Origin of the sequence: Gordonia namibiensis NBRC 108229 (assembly GCF_000298235.1) — a bacterium.
GTDB lineage: Bacteria > Actinomycetota > Actinomycetes > Mycobacteriales > Mycobacteriaceae > Gordonia > Gordonia namibiensis.
Genome location: NZ_BAHE01000002.1, coordinates 139,721 through 159,467, shown reverse-complemented (window position 1 = coordinate 159,467; position 19,747 = coordinate 139,721). Strand labels below are relative to the sequence as shown.

The window sequence follows — 19,747 nt, the reverse complement described above, 5'->3', positions numbered from 1 at the left end:
CGGGGGGCGACCGTCGTCCCCTCCCACTATGCGTCGACGCGGAGTGGGGTCGCCACCACTGTCGTCTGTCAGCCGATCACGATTCCTTGGCTGCTCGACTCGCAGCCGCGTCGCGTGCCACCGCCTTGCTGAGCAGCCGGCCGCCATTGGTGAGCACGGCCCGCCGCCACGGTAGCGTGCCCTCGATCTCTATCTGGATGGACATCGACAGGACCGTTCGGATCACCACGATGATCCCGAGGATCACTGCGTCCTCGATCGAGGGCTTCGAGGTGATCGTCCTGATGAGGTCTGCGGCGACGAGGATCTCGAGGCCGAGGAGGATTGCCGAGCCCAGGGTTGTCCGGAGGATCGAGAAGGCTTCGCTTCCGGCTTCCTTGCGTGACAGCGACCGCGCGCCGAGGACGAGCGCGATGAGAAAGCCGATGATCATGGCCAGAGCGCCGAGCGCTTCGAATGCGACCGCCACCGCGGTGAAGATGTCCTCGAAATCCATGGCGGTCAGCCTATCCGCGTCCTCGCCCCGACACGGGCGGTCCTCGCCGAGTCCGTTTCTCCGGTCGCTCCCCAGGTGTACCGATCTCGTTGCGCCTTACCCGATCTACGCAGCCGGTCGGGATACGATCCGTCAATGCGGACACGTGGGCGAGGTCGATGACCCCCGTATTGATCGCGATCGTGGTGATCGTCGGGTGGACCCTGGTCGCGGGCCGGTTGTCGCGGCTCCAGATCTCCGGGGCCATCGTGATGGTGGTCGCCGGCATCGTGATCGGGCTGACCACCAACAACTCGATTGGCAACGCGCTCGACACCGACGCAGCCGAACCCGTCGTCGAACTGATTCTCGCCCTTCTGCTGTTCGTCGACGCGATCGAGGTGCGTGGAGGCTACTTCGCCGGTGAGCGACGAACATCGCTGCGGCTGTTGGTCATTGCGATGCCGCTGTCCGTTGCCCTCGCGACCCTTCTGGGTGTCGCTCTTCTTCCCTCGATGTCGGTCGGTGTCGCACTCCTGATTGCGTGCGTGGTGATCCCGATGGATCTGACGCCGGCCTCGTCGCTGGTTCGTGATCGAAGGTTCCCCACACGGGTACGACACCTGCTGAACATCGAGAGCGGTTACAACGACGGCATCATCGCACCGCTCTTCATCTTCGCGCTGACACTCGCGGGCGACCACAAGCACGCCTCCTCCCCCGCCGAAGCACTCGAACAGGCGGTGCCGTCTGCGTTGTGGGCGGTCTTGGCGGGGAGCGTCATCGGACTCCTCGCCGCGCGACTGACCAACTTCTCGATGCGTCGCGAGCTGGCCACCGAACAGTCCATCCGGATCAGCCTCGTCCTCATCCCGATCCTCGCGTACGGATGCTCGGTACAACTCGGCGGCAACGGCTTCGTCGCGGCCTTCCTCTGTGGAATCGCCTACAAGGCGGCACGAGCCGATGGTCCGGGCGATGAGCAACTGCGCCTCGCCGACGACGTCAGCGCGCTCGCGGCACTCACGATGTGGTTCGTTTTCGGTTGTGCCGCCGTGCTGGTCTTCGAACTCGGGTTCGTCTGGCAGATCGTCGTCCTGGCCCTGGCCGCGCTGACCGTCCTCCGGATCGTCCCCGTCTATCTGGCACTGTTGCGCACCGACATCGGCCCGCGTGACCGTCTCCTGATCGGCGTGCTGGGACCGCGCGGGACCGCGTCGATCGTGTTCGGGCTGCTCGCTTTCAACGAACTCGACGGCATGGTCGCCAACGAGACGCTGTACGCGATGACGGTGACGGTCCTCGCGAGTGTCGTGCTGCACGGTTTCGGGGTGGGTCTCGTCGCCCAGCGCTTGGGGCGACGGGAGTCGGGCGGGACTCGGCGTCGGAGTGAACCGGACGGCCGCGAACTCGACGACGCTACGTGAGCACCTCGGGTTGCCGCGCCCGGGCAAACCGTAGGTTCTCGTCGGCGACATCGCCCTTGAACAGACGGCGGTCGGCGTAGTAGCTCATCGACATCACCCACGGTGCGTGCGGTCCCTGCTTCGGCAGGGTGTCGAGAGCGCGCTGGACGTAGCCGGCGCCGAAGTCGAGTAGCGGACGTGTGGGCATGTCCGGATCGGCGACCGCCCAGACCGCGTGGTGGCCGTGAGAGTCCATGTAACCGAGCAACTTACAGAAATACTGGCAGAGCAGGCCGATCTTCAGCGTCCACGAGGCGTTGGTGTACCCGATCGCCAGCGCGAAGTTCGGAACTCCCGACAGCATGATGCCGCGGTAGACGACGGTCTCCGGCAGCGAGACAGGCTCCCCATCGACGGTGAGGTCGATGCCGCCGATGATCTTGATGTTGAGACCTGTTGCGGTGACGATGATGTCGGCTTCGATCTCGGCACCGCTCTCCAAGAGGATCCCGGTCTCGGTGAAGGATGCGATCCTGTCGGTGACGATCGACGCCTTGCCTGCCCGGATGGTGCGGAACAGGTCGGCATCGGGCACCACGCACAGACGCTGATCCCACGGGTCGTAGGGCGGATTGAAGTGGACGTCGACGGGAAAGTCCTCCGGCAGTTGCGACTTGTTGATCTTCCGGATCATCCGCCGTGCGACCTTCGGGAACCGTTGGCACAGTTCGAAGAGGATTCGCTGCTGGGCGACGTTCTTCTGGCGGGTGAGCGCATATCCCCGCTCGTCACCGAAGATCTTCTTGAGCGTGTTGGCCAGGGCGTCCTCGCGCGGTAGCGGGATGACGTAGGTGGGGGTCCGCTGCAGCATCGTCACGTGCTCTGCCTCGTCGGCCATCGCCGGCAGCAGTGTGACTGCCGTTGCGCCACTGCCGATCACGACGACGCGCTTCCCGGCGTAGTCCAGATTCTCCGGCCAGTGCTGCGGATGGACGATCTGGCCGCGGAACCGGTCCTCGCCGACGAATTCGGGGCTGAAACCCTCGTCGTAGTCGTAGTAACCCGAACCGCAGAAGATCCATCCCGCGCTGATCTGTGTGCGCTCGCCGGTGTGGGTTCGTTCGATGTCGACAAGCCAGCGCGCGTCGTCCGAGGACCAGGCGGCGGAGAGGACCTTGTGGTGATACCGGATGTGGTCGGTGAGGTCGTTCTCCTCGATGGTCTCGTGCAGGTAGTCGAGAATGCGTGGGGCATCGGCGATCGCCTGCTTGTCCGTCCATGGCTTGAACTCGTAGCCGAAGGTGTGCAGGTCCGAGTCCGAGCGGATGCCGGGGTAACGGAAGAGGTCCCAGGTGCCGCCGGCAGCGCCGCGTGCCTCCACGATCGTGAACGTCTTCGACGGCTGTTCGGTCCGCAGATAGCGGGCGGCGCCGATCCCCGAGATCCCGGCTCCGACGATCAGGACGTCGACGTGTTCTGGTGCGCTCACTGAAACTCCTGGGCTGTGCGGCGTGATACTGCATCCAGGATGCCTCAGCCGGCGGCGGGACAGCACCGAGCCCGGTCGATCCCGTCGAACCACGTTAGGAAAGCGTCTGTCCGGGTACGCCCACGACATGAGCGCAACACCTGAACTCCCGCTACCCGACTTCGACCAACTATCCGTCGGAGACATCACACACCGCATCAGGTCTCTCCAGCTCGACCAGGTCAGACAGCTGTTGGAACACGAGCGGTCCACCGCCGGCCGCGTCCAGGTGCAGGAGATCCTGACCGCGCGGATCGAACAACTCGAGGCCGGTGCGGAACCGTCCGCCGGCGACCCCGCCAAGGCGCCCCCGGTTCAGGGAGCCGACGCCGGGTCATCTGTCGGACCGGACACCGCAGCGGAGGCGACCACGCCGCTGCGCCACGGTGTCGCCGAGCAGACGCCGAAGCGCGGTCAACCGTGAACCGGTCCCGCTAGCGGTGTCGGCCCGGTAGGAACTGTTCGAGGCTGTGCTTGGCGACGTTCTTCGCCACGTCCCAGGCGTCCTCGTCGCCCTTCACCAGCGCCTCACTCAGGGCTTTGGCCTGTTCGCGGGTCGAGTGCGGCGGGATGGGCGGCACGGTGGGATCGCACCGGACATCGAGCAACGCGGGGCGACCGGCGGCCAGCGCCTCATCCCACGCCTCGCCGAGTCGGTCGGGGTCGTCGACGTTGATCCCGGTGAGACCGATCTCTCGGGCGAATGCGGCGTAGTCGACATCCGGAAGTGTCTGAGACGGTGGGAACTTCGGCGATCCGGACATCGCTCGCTGTTCCCAGGTCACCTGGTTGAGGTCGTTGTTGTGCAAGACGGCCACGACGAAGGTCGGGTTGTCCCACTGCTCCCAGTAGCGGGCGACGGTCACCATCTCGGCGAGCCCGTTCATCTGCATCGCGCCGTCACCCTCGAAGGCGATCGTGGGCCGGCCGGGATGCGCCCATTTGGCGCCGATGGCGTACGGAACCGCCGGACCCATCGTGGCAAGGGTCCCCGACAGCGATCCACGCATGCCGTCGCGGAAGACGATGTGCCGCGCGTACCAGTCGGCGGCGCTGCCCGAATCGGCGGTGACGATCGAGTCGCTCGGTGCACGCAGCGAGAACTCGTGGAAGATCCGCATCGGGTTCACCGGGTCGGCAGCGGTCATCGCCTGATGCTCGGCGGTCGACCACCATCGCGACACGTCGGCCTCCACCTTCTCGCGCCAGGAGCGATCGGGCTTCCTGTCCAGCATCGGGATCAGCGCGCGCAACGTGGCCCGGGCGTCACCGACGACGTTGAGTTCATTCGGGTACCGCATGCCGATAAGCTTCGCCGAGCTGTCGATCTGCACGCCCCTGGCCTGTCCGAACGGCGGAAGGAACTGCGAGTACGGAAAGTTCGACCCAACGGTGAGGAGCGTGTCGCAGTCGGTCATCATGCGGTGACTGGCCGTGGTGCCGATCAGACCGACCGATCCGGTGACCCAGGGCAACGTGTCGGGTAGGACATCTCGTCCGAGAAGGGCTTTCGCGCAGCCGGCGCCGAGGATGTCGGCGACCTCGGTCAGTTCGGGCACACAGTCACGGGCGCCCTGTCCGATGAGCATGGCGACACGCTCGCCGGCGTTGAGGATGTCCGCGGCCCGCGCTAATGCACCTTCGTCGGGTACCGGGGTCCCTGGTTCGACACCGAAGCTCGACGGCACCTGCTTGAAGGCCTGGGCCGGCGGTTCGTACTCGAGCTCGAGGACGTCAGACGGGAAGATGATGGCGGTCGGTGCCCGTTCGGCCTGGGCGACCCGGATGGCACGGTCGAGCAGATTCGGCAGCTGTTCGGGCACCGTGCACATCTGGACGAAGCCGCTGCACACGTCCTTGAAGAGCGCGTGCATGTCGATCTCCTGCTGGTAGGCCCCACCGATCGCGGAACGCTCGGTCTGTCCGACCAGGGCGACCACCGGAACATGGTCGAGCTTCGCGTCGTACAGGCCGTTCAGCAGATGAATCCCTCCCGGGCCGCTCGTGGCCGCACACACGCCGACCTCGCCGGAGAACTTCGCGTACCCGACGGCCTGAAACGCGCTCATCTCCTCGTGGCGGGACTGCACGAACTGAGGGGCGTCGTCGGCGCGCACCCATGCCGACAACAATCCGTTGATCCCGTCCCCCGAGTATCCGAAGACCTGCCGAATCCCCCATACGCGTAGGCGTTTCAGGATGACGTCGGCGACTGTCTCCGTCATGGTTCTCCTCTGTGTTCGACGATGCCGCCGCCGGCTCGGCGCCGAGGGCTTGCCGGTCGCATACCCGGGACGTCAGATGCCGACACGTTCGGTCTGGCGATGACGCGCCGGTATCGAAGATCATCCACATCAGCGGATTTTGTTCGTTAGGGTCCGATGCGGGTGGGCAGTGGCCCTCCTGATCCTGAAGGTTGTGAACCGAGAGGAAGTCATGAAGCACAACAGCGTCACACGACGTCTGGTTGCAACGGCAGCGGCGGTGGCCATCGGAACGCTCGGCCTGGCGGGTTGCAGCAACGACGACGACAACGACAACACGTCCGCGGTGTCCTCGGCTGTGTCCGGTGCGGTCGAGTCCGGGACGTCGAAGGCCGAGTCGGCCATCTCCTCGGCGAAGTCGGAGGTCGCCGATGACGACAAGAAGGTCGAACTCACCGCCCCGGACGGCGCGAAGGTCACGCTCAGCGGATCGATCGCAGCCAAGTACGACTCGGCGACCGAAGCGCAGAAGGCCGATCTGGGCAAACCGCTGATCGGCCCCGAGGCGGCCGGTGAAGGGGAGAACGGCGTCGTGTTCCAGCAGTTCGAGGGTGGCGTCATCACCGCGAAGGACGACGACGCGGACACCCCCGCCTACATCACGTGGGGCAAGATCCGCGACGCCTGGAACGTGCCGCGCAACGAAGAGGGTGCGCCCTCCCCCGACGGCAAGGGCGGTTCACAGGGTCCGCTCGGCGTCGCCACCAGCGACGAGACCGAGAAGGACGGGGTCAAGGAGTCGACCTTCGAACACGGCAAGATCACCTGGACCGAGGCCACGGACAAGGTCGAGGTGACCGTCGACGGCAAGGTCGTCCCCACCGAGTGACCCTCGAACGACCGAACCGCGCCCATCCGCTCCGGCGGGTGGGCGCGGACCTGCGTCCGGGCTCTACTGCTGTCCGTGCCAGACGGCGTCGAACGGCGCCGTCGAGCTGATGCGCCCGACGATCCCGCGGTGGGTGAACTCCTTGGCCGCTCGGACCGCGTCGAGGACGTCGGTGCCCTTGGTCAGTTCGGCCGTGGTCGCGGCCGCGAACACGCAACCCGCGCCGGACACGCGCTCGTCACCCACCTTCGGCGCACGCAGGATGGTGATGTCGCTGCCGTCGAAGACGACGTCGACGGCTTCGTCTCCGGCGAGCCCGACCCCGCCCTTGACGATGACGTACTTCGGCCCGAGGTCGGCGATCCGACGAGCCGCTTCGGCGAGATCGTCGACGCTGGTCAAATCGTCCATGCCGGCGAGCGTGGCGGCCTCGAACAGGTTGGGCGTGACCACGGTGGCCAGCGGGAGGATCTCCGCGCGCAGAGCATTGTCGGTGTCGAAGGCCGCACCGGGTTCCTGACCCTTGCAGATCAGGACGGGGTCGACGATCACGTGTCGCCAGGTCCGCGATGCCAGCGCCTCGGCGACCGTCGAGATGGTCGCGGGGGTTCCGAGCATGCCGATCTTGACGACCTCGGGCTCGTGCGCAACCGTGGCCGCCTCGATCTGGTCGGCGATGACGCCGGCGTCCACCGGTACGAAGCGATGGCCCCAGCCCGCCTTCGGATCAAAGGACACGATGCAGGTGATGGTTCCGACGCCGTAGGTGCCGAGCTGAGCGAAAGTACGCAGGTCGGCCTGGATTCCCGCGCCACCGGTCGCCTCGGACCCGGCGATCACATACGACACCACTGACATTGCTCGATCCTTTCGAGGTTCGTAGATGAACCGGGTCCTTTTGTACACCCCCAGCACTACTCCCGTCGCACCGGAGTCGGTCGTCGCGGCCTCCCGACCGCGACGTTTGCCTGAAAAGCAGCCGGGTACCCGCCATCACATGACAGCGTCGACGAGCACCGACACGATGAGGGCAATGGTCTATCGAGGCCCGTACAAGGTTCGTGTCGAACAGAAACCCATGCCCCGCATCGAGCATCCCAACGACGCGATCGTCCGGGTCACCCACGCCGCGATCTGCGGCTCCGACCTGCACCTCTACCACGGGATGATGCCGGACACCCGGCCCGGCATGACGTTCGGTCACGAGTTCATCGGCGTGGTCGAGTCGGTCGGCGGGTCCGTGCAGAACCTGAAGGTCGGCGACCGTGTCATGGTGCCGTTCAACGTCTACTGCGGCACCTGTTACTTCTGTGCCCGGGGCCTGTATTCCAACTGTCACAACGTGAATCCGAACGCGACTGCGGTGGGCGGGATCTACGGCTACTCGCACACCTGTGGCGGATACGACGGCGGGCAGGCCGAGTTCGTGCGGGTGCCCTTCGCCGACGTCGGGCCCAGTGTCATCCCCGACTGGATGGATCCCGAAGACGCACTCCTGCTCACCGATGCGCTGTCGACCGGTTACTTCGGGGCACAGCTCGCCGACATCCGTCAGGGTGAGACCGTCATCGTGTTCGGGGCAGGTCCGGTGGGGCTGTACGCGGCCCGCTCGGCGTGGTTCATGGGTGCCGGGCGCGTCATCGTCATCGATCACCTGCAATACCGTCTCGACAAGGCCGAGTCCTTCGCCTACGCCGAGACCTACAACTTCGCCGACTACGACGACATCATCGTCCACCTGAAGAACATCACCGACAACATCGGCGCCGACCGCGTGATCGACGCCGTCGGAGCCGAAGCGGACGGGAACTTCCTCCAGCACGTCACCGCCGCCAAGCTCAAGTTGCAGGGCGGATCGCCGGTCGCCCTGAACTGGGCCATCGACTCGGTCCGCAAAGGCGGCACGGTCTCGGTGATGGGTGCCTACGGCCCCATCTTCAGCGCGGTCAAGTTCGGCGACGCCATGAACAAGGGCCTGACGATCAACATGAACCAGTGCCCGGTCAAACGCCAATGGCCCCGGTTGTTCGAACACATCCGCAACGGCTATTTCAAACCGAATGACCTGGTCACGCATCGCATTCCGCTCGAGCACATCGCCGACGGGTATCACATCTTCTCGTCGAAGCTCGACGGCTGCATCAAGCCCATCATCGTCGCCGACGCCGGCTGAGGAGAGAACAGCATGCCCGCCTATCCCGCTGACCGACCCAACGACCCGGACACCACCGAGCTCGTCGACCGCATACCCGGCTGGGGCGTCGACGCCGACCCGGCCAACCGCCCTGCCGTGCCGAAGGAACTCCCCGTCGGGCCGGCCGCCGGCGTGCACTGGGACGTCCCGGAAGATCAACCCAACCGTGAGTCCAGAGAACGATCCAACGAACATGCGTTTCTCACACCGGTTTTCGGGACCTCGACACCGCCGAGCGGACTGTCCGGAGTGATCCGACGATCCGCCTACCGATTCAGCGAGGGTCGGGCCGCACACTGGCTGATCCTCATCGGGGCCGATCGCGTCGCCGCGGCGGAGGCTCATGTGCGGTCGATCGCCGAGGGGCGGCCCGACAATCCCCTCACCGAGACGGGCATCGGGACCGAACTCAGTCACCACGGCTGGTCGTCGCGGGTCGGGCGCAAGCGGGTGGACAACAACCACGCCTGGCTCGATCCGATTCTCGTCGGCGGGCCGTGGGTCGCGGCCGCTGCCGCCGCCGGGTTGGTGTCGCGCGCCGCTCTGCGGCGAGCGCGGGGTCACTGACCCAGACCGTCGTCTTCGCCGAGAGGCGATTTTCTCGGATCTGCTGACAAACGGGCCGACGCCATGACTAATGGACACATGTCCAACGGGGGTCGGGAAAAGAATCAGTTCAGCGGTGATCGCGTGCGACGAGGCCGACGCCGCTGGGTAGCGGTCGTCGTGGCGTGTGCGGTGGCTGCCACCGTCTCACTGGTCGGTGCCGGGTCGTCGACGGCGGACCCCTACGCCGCCTTCTACAACCCGCCGTCGACCTTCGACCCGCAGCCCGGGTCGCTGATCAAGTCGGCGCCGTCCTATGCCGCGGTCATCCCGTTCACCGGCGCCAACATCGACGCCCGGACGACGACCGTCATGTATGCGAGCACCGGCGCGAGGAACCGTCCGACGGCCGTGACCGGAAGCGTTCTGGTCCCCCGCAAGCCGTGGACCGGACGCGGCGAGCGTCCGGTCGTGGTGGTCGGGTCGGGAACCATCGGTGCCGGCGACCAATGCGCTCCGTCGCGTCTGCTGCGCTACGGGCAGGCGTACGAGGAGCTCGCGATCGGAGCGCTGCTCGCCAACAACTATGCGGTGGCGCTGACCGATTACGAAGGACTCGGTACGCCCGGCGATCACCCTTACCTGAACCGCAGGTCGCTCGGGACGTCGATGCTCGACATGGCCCGTGTGGCGCGCAACCCGAAGTTCGGTGTGAGCGCGAAAGCCCCGGTTGCGCTGTGGGGTTACTCCGAGGGTGGGTTCGCGGCCGGGTCTGCGGCCGAACTGGCCGGCACATACGCCCCCGAACTCCCGATCTTCGCGGCCTTCGCGGGTGCTCCGGCACCGGATCTCGCGGACCTGGCGAGACTGGGAGACGGGAGCCTCCTCGGCGGTGGCGTCGGCTGGGTCGTCAACGGTTTCATCGCCGCGTATCCGCAGCATCGCGAGAAGTTCCTCGCCGCGTTCAACCCGCTCGGTCGCAGTGTTCTGCGAGATGTCAACTCGTACTGTGTGTTCGACGTGCTGAGAATGCTGCCGTTCGTACCCACGACCTTCTACACCAGCGATGGCCGTCCGATCGCGGCGCATCTGCGCAAGGAGCCGTGGCTGACGGCGGTGAACGACCAGCGACTCGGCAGAGTCGCCCCGGGGATGCCGGTGCTGGTGAGCCAGAATCGTGGCGACGACGTGGTCGATCCACGGGGAACCGATCGCATGGTGCGGTCCTGGCGCGCCAAGGGCGCTGATGTCACGGTCGAGACGATGCATCTGCCGGTCATCCTGCCGGGTACATTCCTCGGCCACGGCGTCGGCCTGACCTCCGAGCTACAGGCGCTGAGGTGGTTGAACGGTAAGGCGGCAACCTCGCCGAAGAACTGACCAGGTGTGATGTCCTGCGCGTCCGGGTAAGTCCGACCCAGGCCGAGCATCGCCGGGAAGGAGCGCCATGGCATTCCCTGGTGCAGAACAGTACCTGCCGAATTCGCGCGACCTCGACGATCTGATCGCGGCTGCGCGCACGTGCCGCGGCTGCGACCTCTACGAGGCGGCCGATCAGACGGTCTTCGGTGCCGGCTCGCCGGGCTCGACGATCATGTTCGTCGGCGAGCAACCCGGTGACCAGGAAGATCGAGCGGGTGAGCCATTCGTCGGACCGGCAGGACGCGTGTTCGATCGTGCGCTCGAGGCCGCCGACATCGACCGCGAACTCACCTACGTCACCAACGCGGTGAAGCACTTCAAGTTCACCCGGGCGGCCGGTCAGAAACGTCGGATCCACGACAAACCCTCGCGCACCGAGGTGGTCGCCTGCCGCCCGTGGTTGCTGGCCGAACTCGACGCCGTCGCACCCCGCATCGTGGTCTGTCTCGGAGCAACCGCGGCACAGGCGTTGCTGGGCAGCAAGTTTCGGCTCACCCAGCACCGCGGAGAGCTGTTCAATCTGGCCGACGACGGTGACGTCGGTCCCGAACGGGTCGAGGACGTGATCGCAACCGTTCACCCGTCGTCGATCCTGCGTGGGCCGTCGGACAAGCGGGACAAGGCGTTCGACGATTTCGTCGCCGATCTCCGCGTGGTGAGCAACCTCCTGGCCTCCTGACGCCGGCGATCGGTATCGCGGAGCCGCACGTGCTGCGGTCCTCGAGTGTCTATAGTTCAGCGTGGAGCAGGTCGACCTCACTCTGAAGTGTTACTGCGGCAACGTGAATCGGCGCGCTTCCCCACCCGTGGATCCACCGAGGCGTCGCGCAGCGCGACCAGAACGGAGAGTCGTGAACACCCAGGAGATCGCGGACCGATTCGAGATAGCCGACACGCTCCACCGGTACGCCCGTGCAGTCGACACCAAGGACTGGGATCTCTGGCGGTCGGTGTTCACCGCAGACGCCACCGTCGACTACACCTCGGCTCCGGCCGGGCGAGCCGGGAATCGGGACGAGATCGCCGCGTGGCTCGAGGAGAACTTCGCGTTCGTCTCGGTCAGTCAGCACTTCATCACCAACATCGAGTACTCGTTCGACGGCGACCGTGCACAGGTCCGGGCGATGTTCTACAACCCCATGCAGTTCGTGGGGATGACCGAACTCAGCACCTGCGGCGGCAACTATCACCATTCGATGGTCCGCACCGAAACGGGTTGGCGGAGCGAACGCCTGCACGAAGAGAGTCTCTGGTTCGTGAACTCGCCCCTCGAGCAGGGCAACACCTGAGACGGAGCGTTATTAACCCGTGGCCGCTGGGAACGATCCGGCACCGACTCCCCCCGACCAGGCCGCGGCCGACGTTTCCGCTCCTAGCCTGAGGGGTACCGCCCGAAGGTACAGAGGAGTCATGTGAACGAAGCGCGAACCTGCCTGGTCACCGGAGCCACCGGCTATGTGGGAGGCCGCCTGGCACCCCGGCTGCTCGAACGCGGACATCGCGTCCGTGCGCTGGCGCGGACACCGTCGAAGCTGTCCGACGCGCCATGGGCGTCGGACTCGCGCGCCGAGGTCGTGAAAGGTGATCTCTCGGAACGGGATTCGCTGATCTCTGCCTTCCGTGGCGTCGACGTCGTCTACCACCTCGTGCACTCGATGAGCAGCGACGCCGACTTCGCGGCCGAGGAACGACGCTCCGCGGAGAACGTGGTGGCGGCTGCCCAGGCGTGCGGCGTATCGCGGATCGTCTATCTCGGCGGCCTCCATCCTGAGGGCACCGAACTGTCCGAACACCTGGCATCGCGGGCCGAGGTCGGCGACATCCTCATCGAGTCGTCGATCGAGACCGTTGCGCTGCAGGCCGGGACTCTCATCGGATCCGGGTCGGCATCCTTCGAGCTCATCCGCCACCTCACCGAGCGCCTCCCCGCGATGACGACACCGCGCTGGGTGAGCAACAAGATCCAGCCCATCGCCGTCGCCGACGCGCTGCACTACCTCGTCGAGGCCGCCACCGCGGAGGTCCCGGAGTCCCGGACCTGGGACATCGGTGGTCCGGACGTCCTCGAGTACGGCGACATGATGCAGGTCTACGCGCAAGTCGCCGGTCTGCGTCCCCGCACGATGGTCGTTCTCCCGTTCCTCACTCCATCGGTGGCAAGCCGGTGGGTCCGCCTGGTGACCCCCATCCGGGGCAAGATCGCGCGACCGCTGATCGAGTCGCTGGAGTGTGACGCCGTGTGCCGGAACCGTGACATCGACTCGATCATCCCCCGCCCGCCGGGCGACCTGACGCCCTACAGCCGGGCGGTCGTCGAGACGCTGAGCCGTGCCGAACGCGGCTCGCACGCCGCGACATGGGCGAACGCGACCGCGGACACCCCGGCGGCCGAACCCATCCCGACCGACCCGGAGTGGGCCGGAGAGGAAGTGTTCGAGACGACGTCCACGACAGTCGGGGACGGCACGCCCGACGCAGTCTGGGAGTCCCTCGAGCGGCGAGGACGCGTGATCGCGGAGAAGCAGCCGGAGTTCCTCCGCGTCCAGGTGTGCGAGGACTCGCGTGGCAACGGGTTCGTCGAGTACGCGCTCCGCGACCTCGGTGGCGATCCTGCTCGCACCGAGGTCACCACCACGCACCGCTTCTTTCCCCGCGGGATCGTCGGGCTGGCGTACTGGCGGCTCGGCTGGCCGCTGCGCACCCTCGGTGTACCGGCCGCGAACCCGTTTCACTGAGGCACAGATCGAATTCAGCGCGGCACGGACCGGGCTACGGCTGATCGGCTGTCGGCCGGGATACAGTCAGCACACCCGCCGCCCGGGCGGTGCCGGTGAGACCGGCTGGACGACGAACAGAGGGTGAGCGGGTGTCGCTGTCGGAACGGATCGACGACTTCCAGCGACGACACCCGGCAACCGGCTTCCCACTCGCGGTGATCTACAAGTTCGTCGACGACCAGGGCGCCTATCTGGCCGCCTTGTGCACCTATTACGCGTTCATCTCGCTGTTCCCGCTACTGCTGCTGTTCTCGACGATCCTGGGCATCGTGCTCGCCGACAATCCGGCGCTGCAGGAGCGCATCCTCGACTCGGCGATGAGTCAGATCCCGGTGATCGGGAGCCAACTCGGTGAGCCGGAAAAGCTCAGCGGGGGTGTCCCGGCACTCATCATCAGTGTGCTCGTCTCGCTGTACGGCGGCCTGGGCGTCGCTGTCGCGGCTCAGAATGCGATGAACACCATCTGGGCCGTCCCCCGTAACGAACGACCGGACCCGATCTTCGTGCGACTGCGGGGGTTGGTGCTCTTGTCCACGGTCGGCCTCGCCGTCATCGGACTGACCGTCGTCAACGGCATCGCCGCGAGCTTCGAGCTAGGTGTCGCCGGGCGGTGGTTCGCGATCCTCGGCTCCGTGGTGCTGAGCACGTGCGTGTTCATCGTGGCGTTCCGGTTCGGCACCGCACGTGACCTGTCCGTGCGCGACGTACTCCCCGGCGCGCTCGCGGCGGGGATCTGCTGGCAGGTCATCCAGACCTTCGGCGCGGTGTATGTCGAGCGCGTCATCGCCAATGCGAGCTCGACGAACGGTGTCTTCGCGATCGTCCTCGGCCTGCTCGCATTCCTCTACGTGACCACGATCGTGCTGGTCTTCTGCCTCGAAGCGAACGCCGTGCGCGTGGACCACCTGTATCCGCGGTCCCTGCTGACGCCGTTCACCGACAACGTCATCCTCACCAAGGGTGACGAAGCCGCGTATGCGGCGCAGGTGCGGGCGCAGCGGAACAAGGGGTTCCAGGAGATCGACGTGACCTTCGACAATCCTCGCGAGGACAGGACGAACGGCGAGAGCACCTCGGACGATCAGCGCGACGACGAACCGCGCTGAACGGGTCAGCGCATCGAGCCGGTGTCCATGAACCGCTGATGGAAGCTGAACGCCTCACCGAGGATGTGCGGGGTCTGGCCGGCCGAGGGCATCGCGTCGGCGCGGGTGAAATAGTCGTTCAGCATCGGCCGGAACTCCGGGTGCGCACACTTCTCGATGATCTCGCGGGCGCGGCGCCGGGGTGACATGCCACGCAGGTCCGCGAGTCCCTGCTCGGTGACGATCACCTGGCAGTCGTGTTCGGTGTGGTCGACGTGAGGCGTCATCGGGACGATCGATGAGATGGCACCGCCCTTCGCGGTGGACGGGCTCATGAACAACGACACGTAGCCGTTGCGTGCGAAGTCGCCCGAACCGCCGATGCCGTTCATGATCTTGGTGCCCATCACGTGCGTGGAGTTGACGTTGCCGTAGATGTCGGCCTCGAGCATGCCGTTCATCGCGATCACACCGAGACGCCGGACGACCTCGGGATGGTTGCTGATCTCCTGCGGACGCAGGGTGATGTGGTTCCGGTAGAAGTCGACGTTGGCCGTCAATTCCTCGATGCCGGACTCGCTGAGCGCCAGAGCGGTCGACGACGCGTGTGCCACGGTCCCGTCCTTGATCAGCCGCAACATGCTGTCCTGGATGACCTCCGAGTAGCACGTCAGCCCCTTGTAGGGGCCGCGGTCCAGACCGCCGAGAACGGCGTTGGCGACGTTGCCGATGCCCGCCTGCAGCGGTAGCAGAGTGTCGGCGGGCAGCCGGCCGTTGCGGACCTCGTAATCGAAGAACTCGAGGACGTGACCGGCGATGGCCTCGCTGATCGCGTCGGGCGGCGTCACCGGGCTGGCGCTGTCGCGGCAGTTGGTCTCCACCACCGCCACGACCTTTGCCGGGTCGATCCGGAACGTCGGCTGTCCGATCCGGTCCTGGACACGGGTCAGCGGGATCGGCTTGCGGTCCGGCGGCAACGCGGTGCCGTAGTAGATGTCGTGCATGCCCTCGACGGCCTCAGGGATCCACGAGTTGACCTCGAGGATCACCTTCTTGGCGACGTCGAGCCAGGTCTTGTTGTTGCCGATGGACGCGGCCGGAATCAGCTCCCCCGATTCGGTGATCCCGGAAACCTCGACGACGGCGACGTCGACCTGGCCGTAGTAGCCCACCCAGACCTGCTGCGCCACGTGGGACAGGTGGATGTCGACGTAGTCCATCCGGCCGTCGTTGATGCGCTTACGGGCGGTGCTCTCCGACTGGTACGGCATACGCAGCGCGATGCCGTCGACCTCGGTGAGGAGGCGCTCGGTCTCGGTGGAGACCGAAGCGCCCGTCAGCAGGTTGATCGTGAAATTCGAGCCGGTTGCCCGGGCGCCTCTGATCTTCTCGGCAAGCGCCGGGATCATGACCTTTGGTGTTCCGGCACTGGCAAAACCGCTGATCGCCACGGTGTCGTCGGGCTGGATGTACTTCACGGCGTCGTCGGCGGACATCACCTTCGATGCGAACGCGGTGTTGCGAATACGTCCCGATGGCACGGAACTACCTACTGTGGGGGTCACGCTCCTCAGGATAAGCACAGGAGCAGATGAGCAAAATCACGGATTACCGAGACATGTCGATTCAGACATGGTATAGAGCGCCGGGTGAGCTGGTCGATCGACCGACTCCGGGGAGTCTCAATGCACCGCTCCCAGCTCCACCAGCAGCACCCCCACGACGATCACGCCGATGCCGGCCAGCATCCTCGGGGTGAGCCGCTCCCGGAACAGGAAATGAGCCGCGACGGCCGTCGCTGCGACGCCGGTCGCCGCCCAGATCCCGTAGGCGACGCCGAGGGGAACACCCTGCCGGAGCGCCACCGTCAGCGCGGCGAATGCGGCGAGATAGCCGGTCACGACGATCCCGTAGAACCGCGGCCGCCCGTTGGTGGCCACGCGGAGTGCCAGGGTGGCGCCGACCTCCGCGACGATTGCGAGGATGACGAAGACGTACCCCACGTTCAGGCCTCGTCGATCAATGTCGCGACAGGTGCGTGGGACGAGGACCCCGACTCGACCAGCACCACGCCGATCATGATGCACACGATCCCCACCGCCATGACGGGACTGAACGCCTCGTCGAAGATCAGCGACGCGAGTACAGCTGTCAGGGCGACGCCGGTCGCCGACCACACGCCGTAGGCGACGCCGATCCCCATCCCCCGCTTGAGAACTGCGGCCAGCAGCAGGAATGCCGTCGCATATTCGACGACCACGATGACGTAGAGGGCGGGAAGCGATTCAGAACCCTTGAGGGACAACGTGGCGGCGACCTCGGACGCTATCGCGCCGAGAAGGAGGATCCAGGGCAATGGGGGTCCTTCGGTGAGGTGGGCACTGCGCGTGAATCTACTCCGGTACAAAACGGACCCGCAGCATTGCTGCGGGTCCGAAACCGGTTGCGTGTCCGGTCAGTTGGCGGCACCGACGGGAGTTGCCGGACGGTTTCCGTCCACGGCGAGCCAGGGCAGCCTGGTGCCGAGGATCGCATCCACGCTGAACCGGCCTGCGCCCACGACGGCGAGGAGGAGTGCGCCGGCGCCGAGGGTCAGCACGAACTCGTAGCCGCCGTCCGACGCCCAGAGGCCGTTGTCGATGTGGGTGATGAACAGCGCGCCCAGCATGTCGATGACGAAGAGGATCGCGACGATCGGGGTGAGCGCGCCGACGATCAGTGCGATGCCGCCGAGAATCTCGAGCCAGGTGACCAGGAACGCGGAGACGGCAGGCAGCGGAACGTCCATCATCTCGAATCCGGCCTTCGGTCCGGTCCAGCCGTTCTGTTGGAACTTCTGCAGGCCGTGGGCCAGGAACACGACGCCGATGGCGATGCGTGCGAGGAGGATTCCCACGCTGCGGACGATGGGATTGGACATGGAAACCGCCTTGAACTCGAGAGGGTTGACTTGACGTGTCAATTGACGAACCTAGGTGGGTTGAGTTGAAGAGTCAAGTGACGCTTCAAGTGAATCGATCCGTTAGACTGCCCGGGTGTCCGAAGAGCAGGAGCCCGAGTGGCTCGACGACGAGGAGATGGACGCCTGGATCCAGGTGGCCACGGCGCTGGCCCGGCTCCCCCACGCTCTCGACGCCCAACTGCTCCGCGACGCTCAGCTCACCCACTTCGAATACGAGGTCCTCGCAGCGCTTTCCGAGGCGCCCGATCGCACCCTGCGGATGAGTGTGCTCGCCGAGATGTCCTACGGTTCCCTCTCGCGGCTCTCCCATGTGGTGAGCCGGCTGGAAAAGCGGAAATGGGTTCGCCGCTACCAGTGTCCGGAGGACGGACGCTTCACCAATGCCGTGCTGACCGAGGCGGGATGGGAGAAGGTGGTGGCCACTGCGCCGGGTTATGTCGCCAACGTTCGTCGGCTCGTCGTCGACCGTCTGACCCGCACCCAACTACGACAGGTGTCGGCGATCGGGCGGCGGATCAACAACGTCGAGCCCGATTCTCGCTGAGCGTCATTCGCGACTCGGGTTCATCTGCTGCGTGCCCAGGACGTTGAGCAGCTCGATCTTGGCAGCGGCGTCGGTTCGCGGAGCCGCGGTGAGAACGAGCAGGACCTGGGTCTCGTCCTCGGTGAACAGTGCCTGACAGTCGACCTCGATGGGTCCCAGCTCGGGATGGACGAGAGTCTTGTGGTCCTCGAACCGTCGGCTGACCAGATGGGTCTCCCACAGGGAGGCGAACTCCTCACTCCGACGGCATAACTCGCGCACCATCTCGCCGGCACGGGACCGTGCGCCCATGACACCGTAGGCGGCTCGCAGTGACGCGACCTGGGCGCGGCTCTGGCGATCATGGTCGTCTTCCGGGTAGCGGCGTCGCTCCTCGTCGGGGCGGGTGAACCACCGATAGATGGCGCTGCGCTCGAAGCCGGTCAGATGGCTGACGTCGCCGAACAGCGCTCGCGCGGAATCGTTCTGGACCAGCGTCTCCCCCAGTGCGGACAGGATGAGCGCGGGGGTGCCGGTGAGTCGGTCCAGAACCCGCAGGAGACCGGGTGCGATGTAGTCGGAGCCGACGACGCGATCGGGAGCACTGTGCCCGGCGACGCGGTACATGTAGTCGCGTTCATCCGGCGTCAGCCGCAGTGCACGGGCCAATGCCGCCAGCATCTGCGTACTCGGTTGCGGTCCGCGCTTCTGTTCGAGTCGGGTGTAGTAGTCGGTGGACATCGTCGCGAGCTGTGCGACCTCTTCACGTCGCAGGCCGGCGGTCCGGCGGCGCGCACCGGTCACCAGGCCGACATCCGACGGCTGGAGGCTGTTGCGCCGGCTGACGAGGAAGCCGGCGAGCGCATCACGATCCACTTGCGCAGTATCGCTCGCACGCCGACGCCTCAGCCAGGGATCGCCGATCCCCCGATGACGGCTCTCTGGATGTCCCGCAGACCCGGGCGAACACTGAGTGCATGAACATCACCGGAAACACCATCTTCATCCCAGGCGCCACCAGCGGGATCGGCCTCGCACTGGCCCTCCGTTTTCAGCAGAAGGGCAACACCGTCATCGTCGGTGGTCGGCGTACCGAACTCCTCGAACAGATCCGCACCGAACATCCCGACATCCACACCGTCGCCATCGACACCACCGACCCCGACAGCATCGACGCCGCAGCCGCATCGGTGATCGCCGACCATCCCGATCTGAACGTACTCGTCACGATGGCCGGCATCATGCGCACCGAGGACTGGACCTCGCCTGCCGGATTCCTCGCGACCGCCGAGGCGACCGTCACCACCAACCTCCTCGGACCGATCCGCTTGATCGGTGCATTCATCGAGCACCTGCAGACACGTCCGCACGCAACGATCATGACCGTCTCGTCGGGTCTGGCCTTCACCCCGCTCCGGGTGACGCCGACCTACAACGCCACCAAGGCGGCCATCCACATGCTCAGCGAGTCTCTCCGTCTGCAGCTCGACGGAACGTCGGTCGAGGTTGTCGAACTCGTACCGCCGGCGGTCCGCACCGACCTGATGCCGGGACAGCGGGACAGCGAATTCGCCATGCCCCTCGACGATTTCGTGACCGAGGTGGTCGAGCTGATCGATTCGCAGCCGGACGCCACCGAGATCCAGGTGGAACGGGTCAAGTTCCTCCGTCACGCCGAGTCCCGTGGGGACTACGCCGAGGTCGTCGCAACGTTGAACCAGCTCGACCGGCACTGA

Annotated in this window: 21 protein-coding genes; 12 read left to right on the top strand and 9 right to left on the bottom strand. The window is 66.0% G+C overall.

Annotated elements, in window-relative coordinates; genetic code table 11:
• Positions 1–76: 76 nt before the first annotated feature.
• The gene (locus tag GONAM_RS00920; RefSeq protein ID WP_006864889.1) at positions 77–496 is read right to left on the bottom strand and encodes a DUF1622 domain-containing protein; all 420 of its coding nucleotides are present in this window, start codon (positions 494–496) and stop codon (positions 77–79) included.
• Between the two features lie 158 nt (positions 497–654).
• On the opposite strand from GONAM_RS00920, the gene GONAM_RS00915 reads away from it, so the two are divergent.
• Positions 655–1,902, top strand: a complete 1,248-nt coding sequence (locus tag GONAM_RS00915) for a cation:proton antiporter (protein WP_006864888.1) — start codon at positions 655–657, stop codon at positions 1,900–1,902.
• Here the strand turns inward: GONAM_RS00915 and GONAM_RS00910 are convergent.
• Positions 1,895–3,370 carry a flavin-containing monooxygenase gene (locus GONAM_RS00910; RefSeq protein ID WP_006864887.1) on the bottom strand — a complete coding sequence of 492 codons (1,476 nt, stop codon included), beginning with the start codon at positions 3,368–3,370 and terminating at the stop codon, positions 1,895–1,897. The two genes, GONAM_RS00915 and GONAM_RS00910, sit on opposite strands and share 8 nt — an antisense overlap.
• A 127-nt stretch (positions 3,371–3,497) precedes the next feature.
• Here GONAM_RS00910 and GONAM_RS00905 point away from each other — a divergent pair, with 127 nt between their 5' ends.
• Positions 3,498–3,833 (top strand): DUF8129 domain-containing protein, encoded by a 336-nt coding sequence (locus tag GONAM_RS00905; protein WP_006864886.1) that lies wholly within the window; start codon positions 3,498–3,500, stop codon positions 3,831–3,833.
• 10 nt (positions 3,834–3,843) lie between these two features.
• Here GONAM_RS00905 and GONAM_RS00900 read toward each other — a convergent pair whose 3' ends face one another.
• Positions 3,844–5,634, bottom strand: a complete 1,791-nt coding sequence (locus GONAM_RS00900; RefSeq protein WP_006864885.1) for a thiamine pyrophosphate-requiring protein — start codon at positions 5,632–5,634, stop codon at positions 3,844–3,846.
• A 211-nt stretch (positions 5,635–5,845) separates the two neighbouring features.
• Between GONAM_RS00900 and GONAM_RS00895 the strand changes: the two genes are divergently transcribed.
• The gene (locus tag GONAM_RS00895) at positions 5,846–6,502 is read left to right on the top strand and encodes a hypothetical protein (RefSeq protein ID WP_006864884.1); all 657 of its coding nucleotides are present in this window, start codon (positions 5,846–5,848) and stop codon (positions 6,500–6,502) included.
• Between the two features lie 63 nt (positions 6,503–6,565).
• Here the strand turns inward: GONAM_RS00895 and GONAM_RS00890 are convergent, their stop codons facing one another.
• Positions 6,566–7,360 (bottom strand): hydroxymethylpyrimidine/phosphomethylpyrimidine kinase, encoded by a 795-nt coding sequence (locus tag GONAM_RS00890; RefSeq protein WP_006864883.1) that lies wholly within the window; start codon positions 7,358–7,360, stop codon positions 6,566–6,568.
• A 166-nt stretch (positions 7,361–7,526) separates the two neighbouring features.
• Here GONAM_RS00890 and GONAM_RS00885 point away from each other — a divergent pair, with 166 nt between their 5' ends.
• The 7 genes from GONAM_RS00885 (at position 7,527) to GONAM_RS00855 (ending at position 14,547) form a co-directional block, all read left to right on the top strand.
• Positions 7,527–8,675 (top strand): zinc-dependent alcohol dehydrogenase, encoded by a 1,149-nt coding sequence (locus GONAM_RS00885; RefSeq protein WP_040535009.1) that lies wholly within the window; start codon positions 7,527–7,529, stop codon positions 8,673–8,675.
• A 12-nt stretch (positions 8,676–8,687) separates the two neighbouring features.
• Positions 8,688–9,263, top strand: a complete 576-nt coding sequence (locus GONAM_RS00880) for a hypothetical protein (protein ID WP_006864881.1) — start codon at positions 8,688–8,690, stop codon at positions 9,261–9,263.
• Positions 9,264–9,434: 171 nt separating this feature from the next.
• Positions 9,435–10,622 carry a lipase family protein gene (locus tag GONAM_RS00875; protein WP_083876360.1) on the top strand — a complete coding sequence of 396 codons (1,188 nt, stop codon included), beginning with the start codon at positions 9,435–9,437 and terminating at the stop codon, positions 10,620–10,622.
• Between the two features lie 67 nt (positions 10,623–10,689).
• Positions 10,690–11,343: a UdgX family uracil-DNA binding protein gene (locus tag GONAM_RS00870; RefSeq protein ID WP_006864879.1), complete on the top strand. Its 654-nt coding sequence runs from the start codon at positions 10,690–10,692 to the stop codon at positions 11,341–11,343.
• Between the two features lie 172 nt (positions 11,344–11,515).
• Positions 11,516–11,953 (top strand): nuclear transport factor 2 family protein, encoded by a 438-nt coding sequence (locus tag GONAM_RS00865; protein ID WP_006864878.1) that lies wholly within the window; start codon positions 11,516–11,518, stop codon positions 11,951–11,953.
• 123 nt (positions 11,954–12,076) lie between these two features.
• Positions 12,077–13,399 (top strand): NAD(P)H-binding protein, encoded by a 1,323-nt coding sequence (locus GONAM_RS00860; RefSeq protein ID WP_006864877.1) that lies wholly within the window; start codon positions 12,077–12,079, stop codon positions 13,397–13,399.
• A 131-nt stretch (positions 13,400–13,530) separates the two neighbouring features.
• Positions 13,531–14,547 (top strand): YihY/virulence factor BrkB family protein, encoded by a 1,017-nt coding sequence (locus GONAM_RS00855; RefSeq protein ID WP_006864876.1) that lies wholly within the window; start codon positions 13,531–13,533, stop codon positions 14,545–14,547.
• Positions 14,548–14,552: 5 nt separating this feature from the next.
• Here the strand turns inward: GONAM_RS00855 and scpC are convergent, their stop codons facing one another.
• The 4 genes from scpC to GONAM_RS00835 all read right to left on the bottom strand — a co-directional run bounded on the left by scpC (position 14,553) and on the right by GONAM_RS00835 (position 17,446).
• The gene (gene scpC / locus GONAM_RS00850; protein WP_006864875.1) at positions 14,553–16,067 is read right to left on the bottom strand and encodes a succinyl-CoA:acetate CoA-transferase ScpC; all 1,515 of its coding nucleotides are present in this window, start codon (positions 16,065–16,067) and stop codon (positions 14,553–14,555) included.
• Positions 16,068–16,208: 141 nt separating this feature from the next.
• Positions 16,209–16,529, bottom strand: a complete 321-nt coding sequence (locus tag GONAM_RS00845) for a DMT family transporter (RefSeq protein WP_006864874.1) — start codon at positions 16,527–16,529, stop codon at positions 16,209–16,211.
• A 2-nt stretch (positions 16,530–16,531) separates the two neighbouring features.
• Positions 16,532–16,882 (bottom strand): DMT family transporter, encoded by a 351-nt coding sequence (locus GONAM_RS00840; RefSeq protein ID WP_006864873.1) that lies wholly within the window; start codon positions 16,880–16,882, stop codon positions 16,532–16,534.
• 99 nt (positions 16,883–16,981) lie between these two features.
• Positions 16,982–17,446 carry a DoxX family protein gene (locus tag GONAM_RS00835; protein WP_006864872.1) on the bottom strand — a complete coding sequence of 155 codons (465 nt, stop codon included), beginning with the start codon at positions 17,444–17,446 and terminating at the stop codon, positions 16,982–16,984.
• Positions 17,447–17,561: 115 nt separating this feature from the next.
• On the opposite strand from GONAM_RS00835, the gene GONAM_RS00830 reads away from it, so the two are divergent.
• Positions 17,562–18,032 (top strand): MarR family winged helix-turn-helix transcriptional regulator, encoded by a 471-nt coding sequence (locus GONAM_RS00830; RefSeq protein WP_006864871.1) that lies wholly within the window; start codon positions 17,562–17,564, stop codon positions 18,030–18,032.
• A 3-nt stretch (positions 18,033–18,035) separates the two neighbouring features.
• Here GONAM_RS00830 and GONAM_RS00825 read toward each other — a convergent pair whose 3' ends face one another.
• Positions 18,036–18,887, bottom strand: coding sequence for a helix-turn-helix transcriptional regulator (locus GONAM_RS00825; protein ID WP_006864870.1), 852 nt, complete (start codon positions 18,885–18,887; stop codon positions 18,036–18,038).
• Positions 18,888–18,988: 101 nt separating this feature from the next.
• On the opposite strand from GONAM_RS00825, the gene GONAM_RS00820 reads away from it, so the two are divergent.
• Positions 18,989–19,747 carry an SDR family oxidoreductase gene (locus tag GONAM_RS00820; protein WP_006864869.1) on the top strand — a complete coding sequence of 253 codons (759 nt, stop codon included), beginning with the start codon at positions 18,989–18,991 and terminating at the stop codon, positions 19,745–19,747.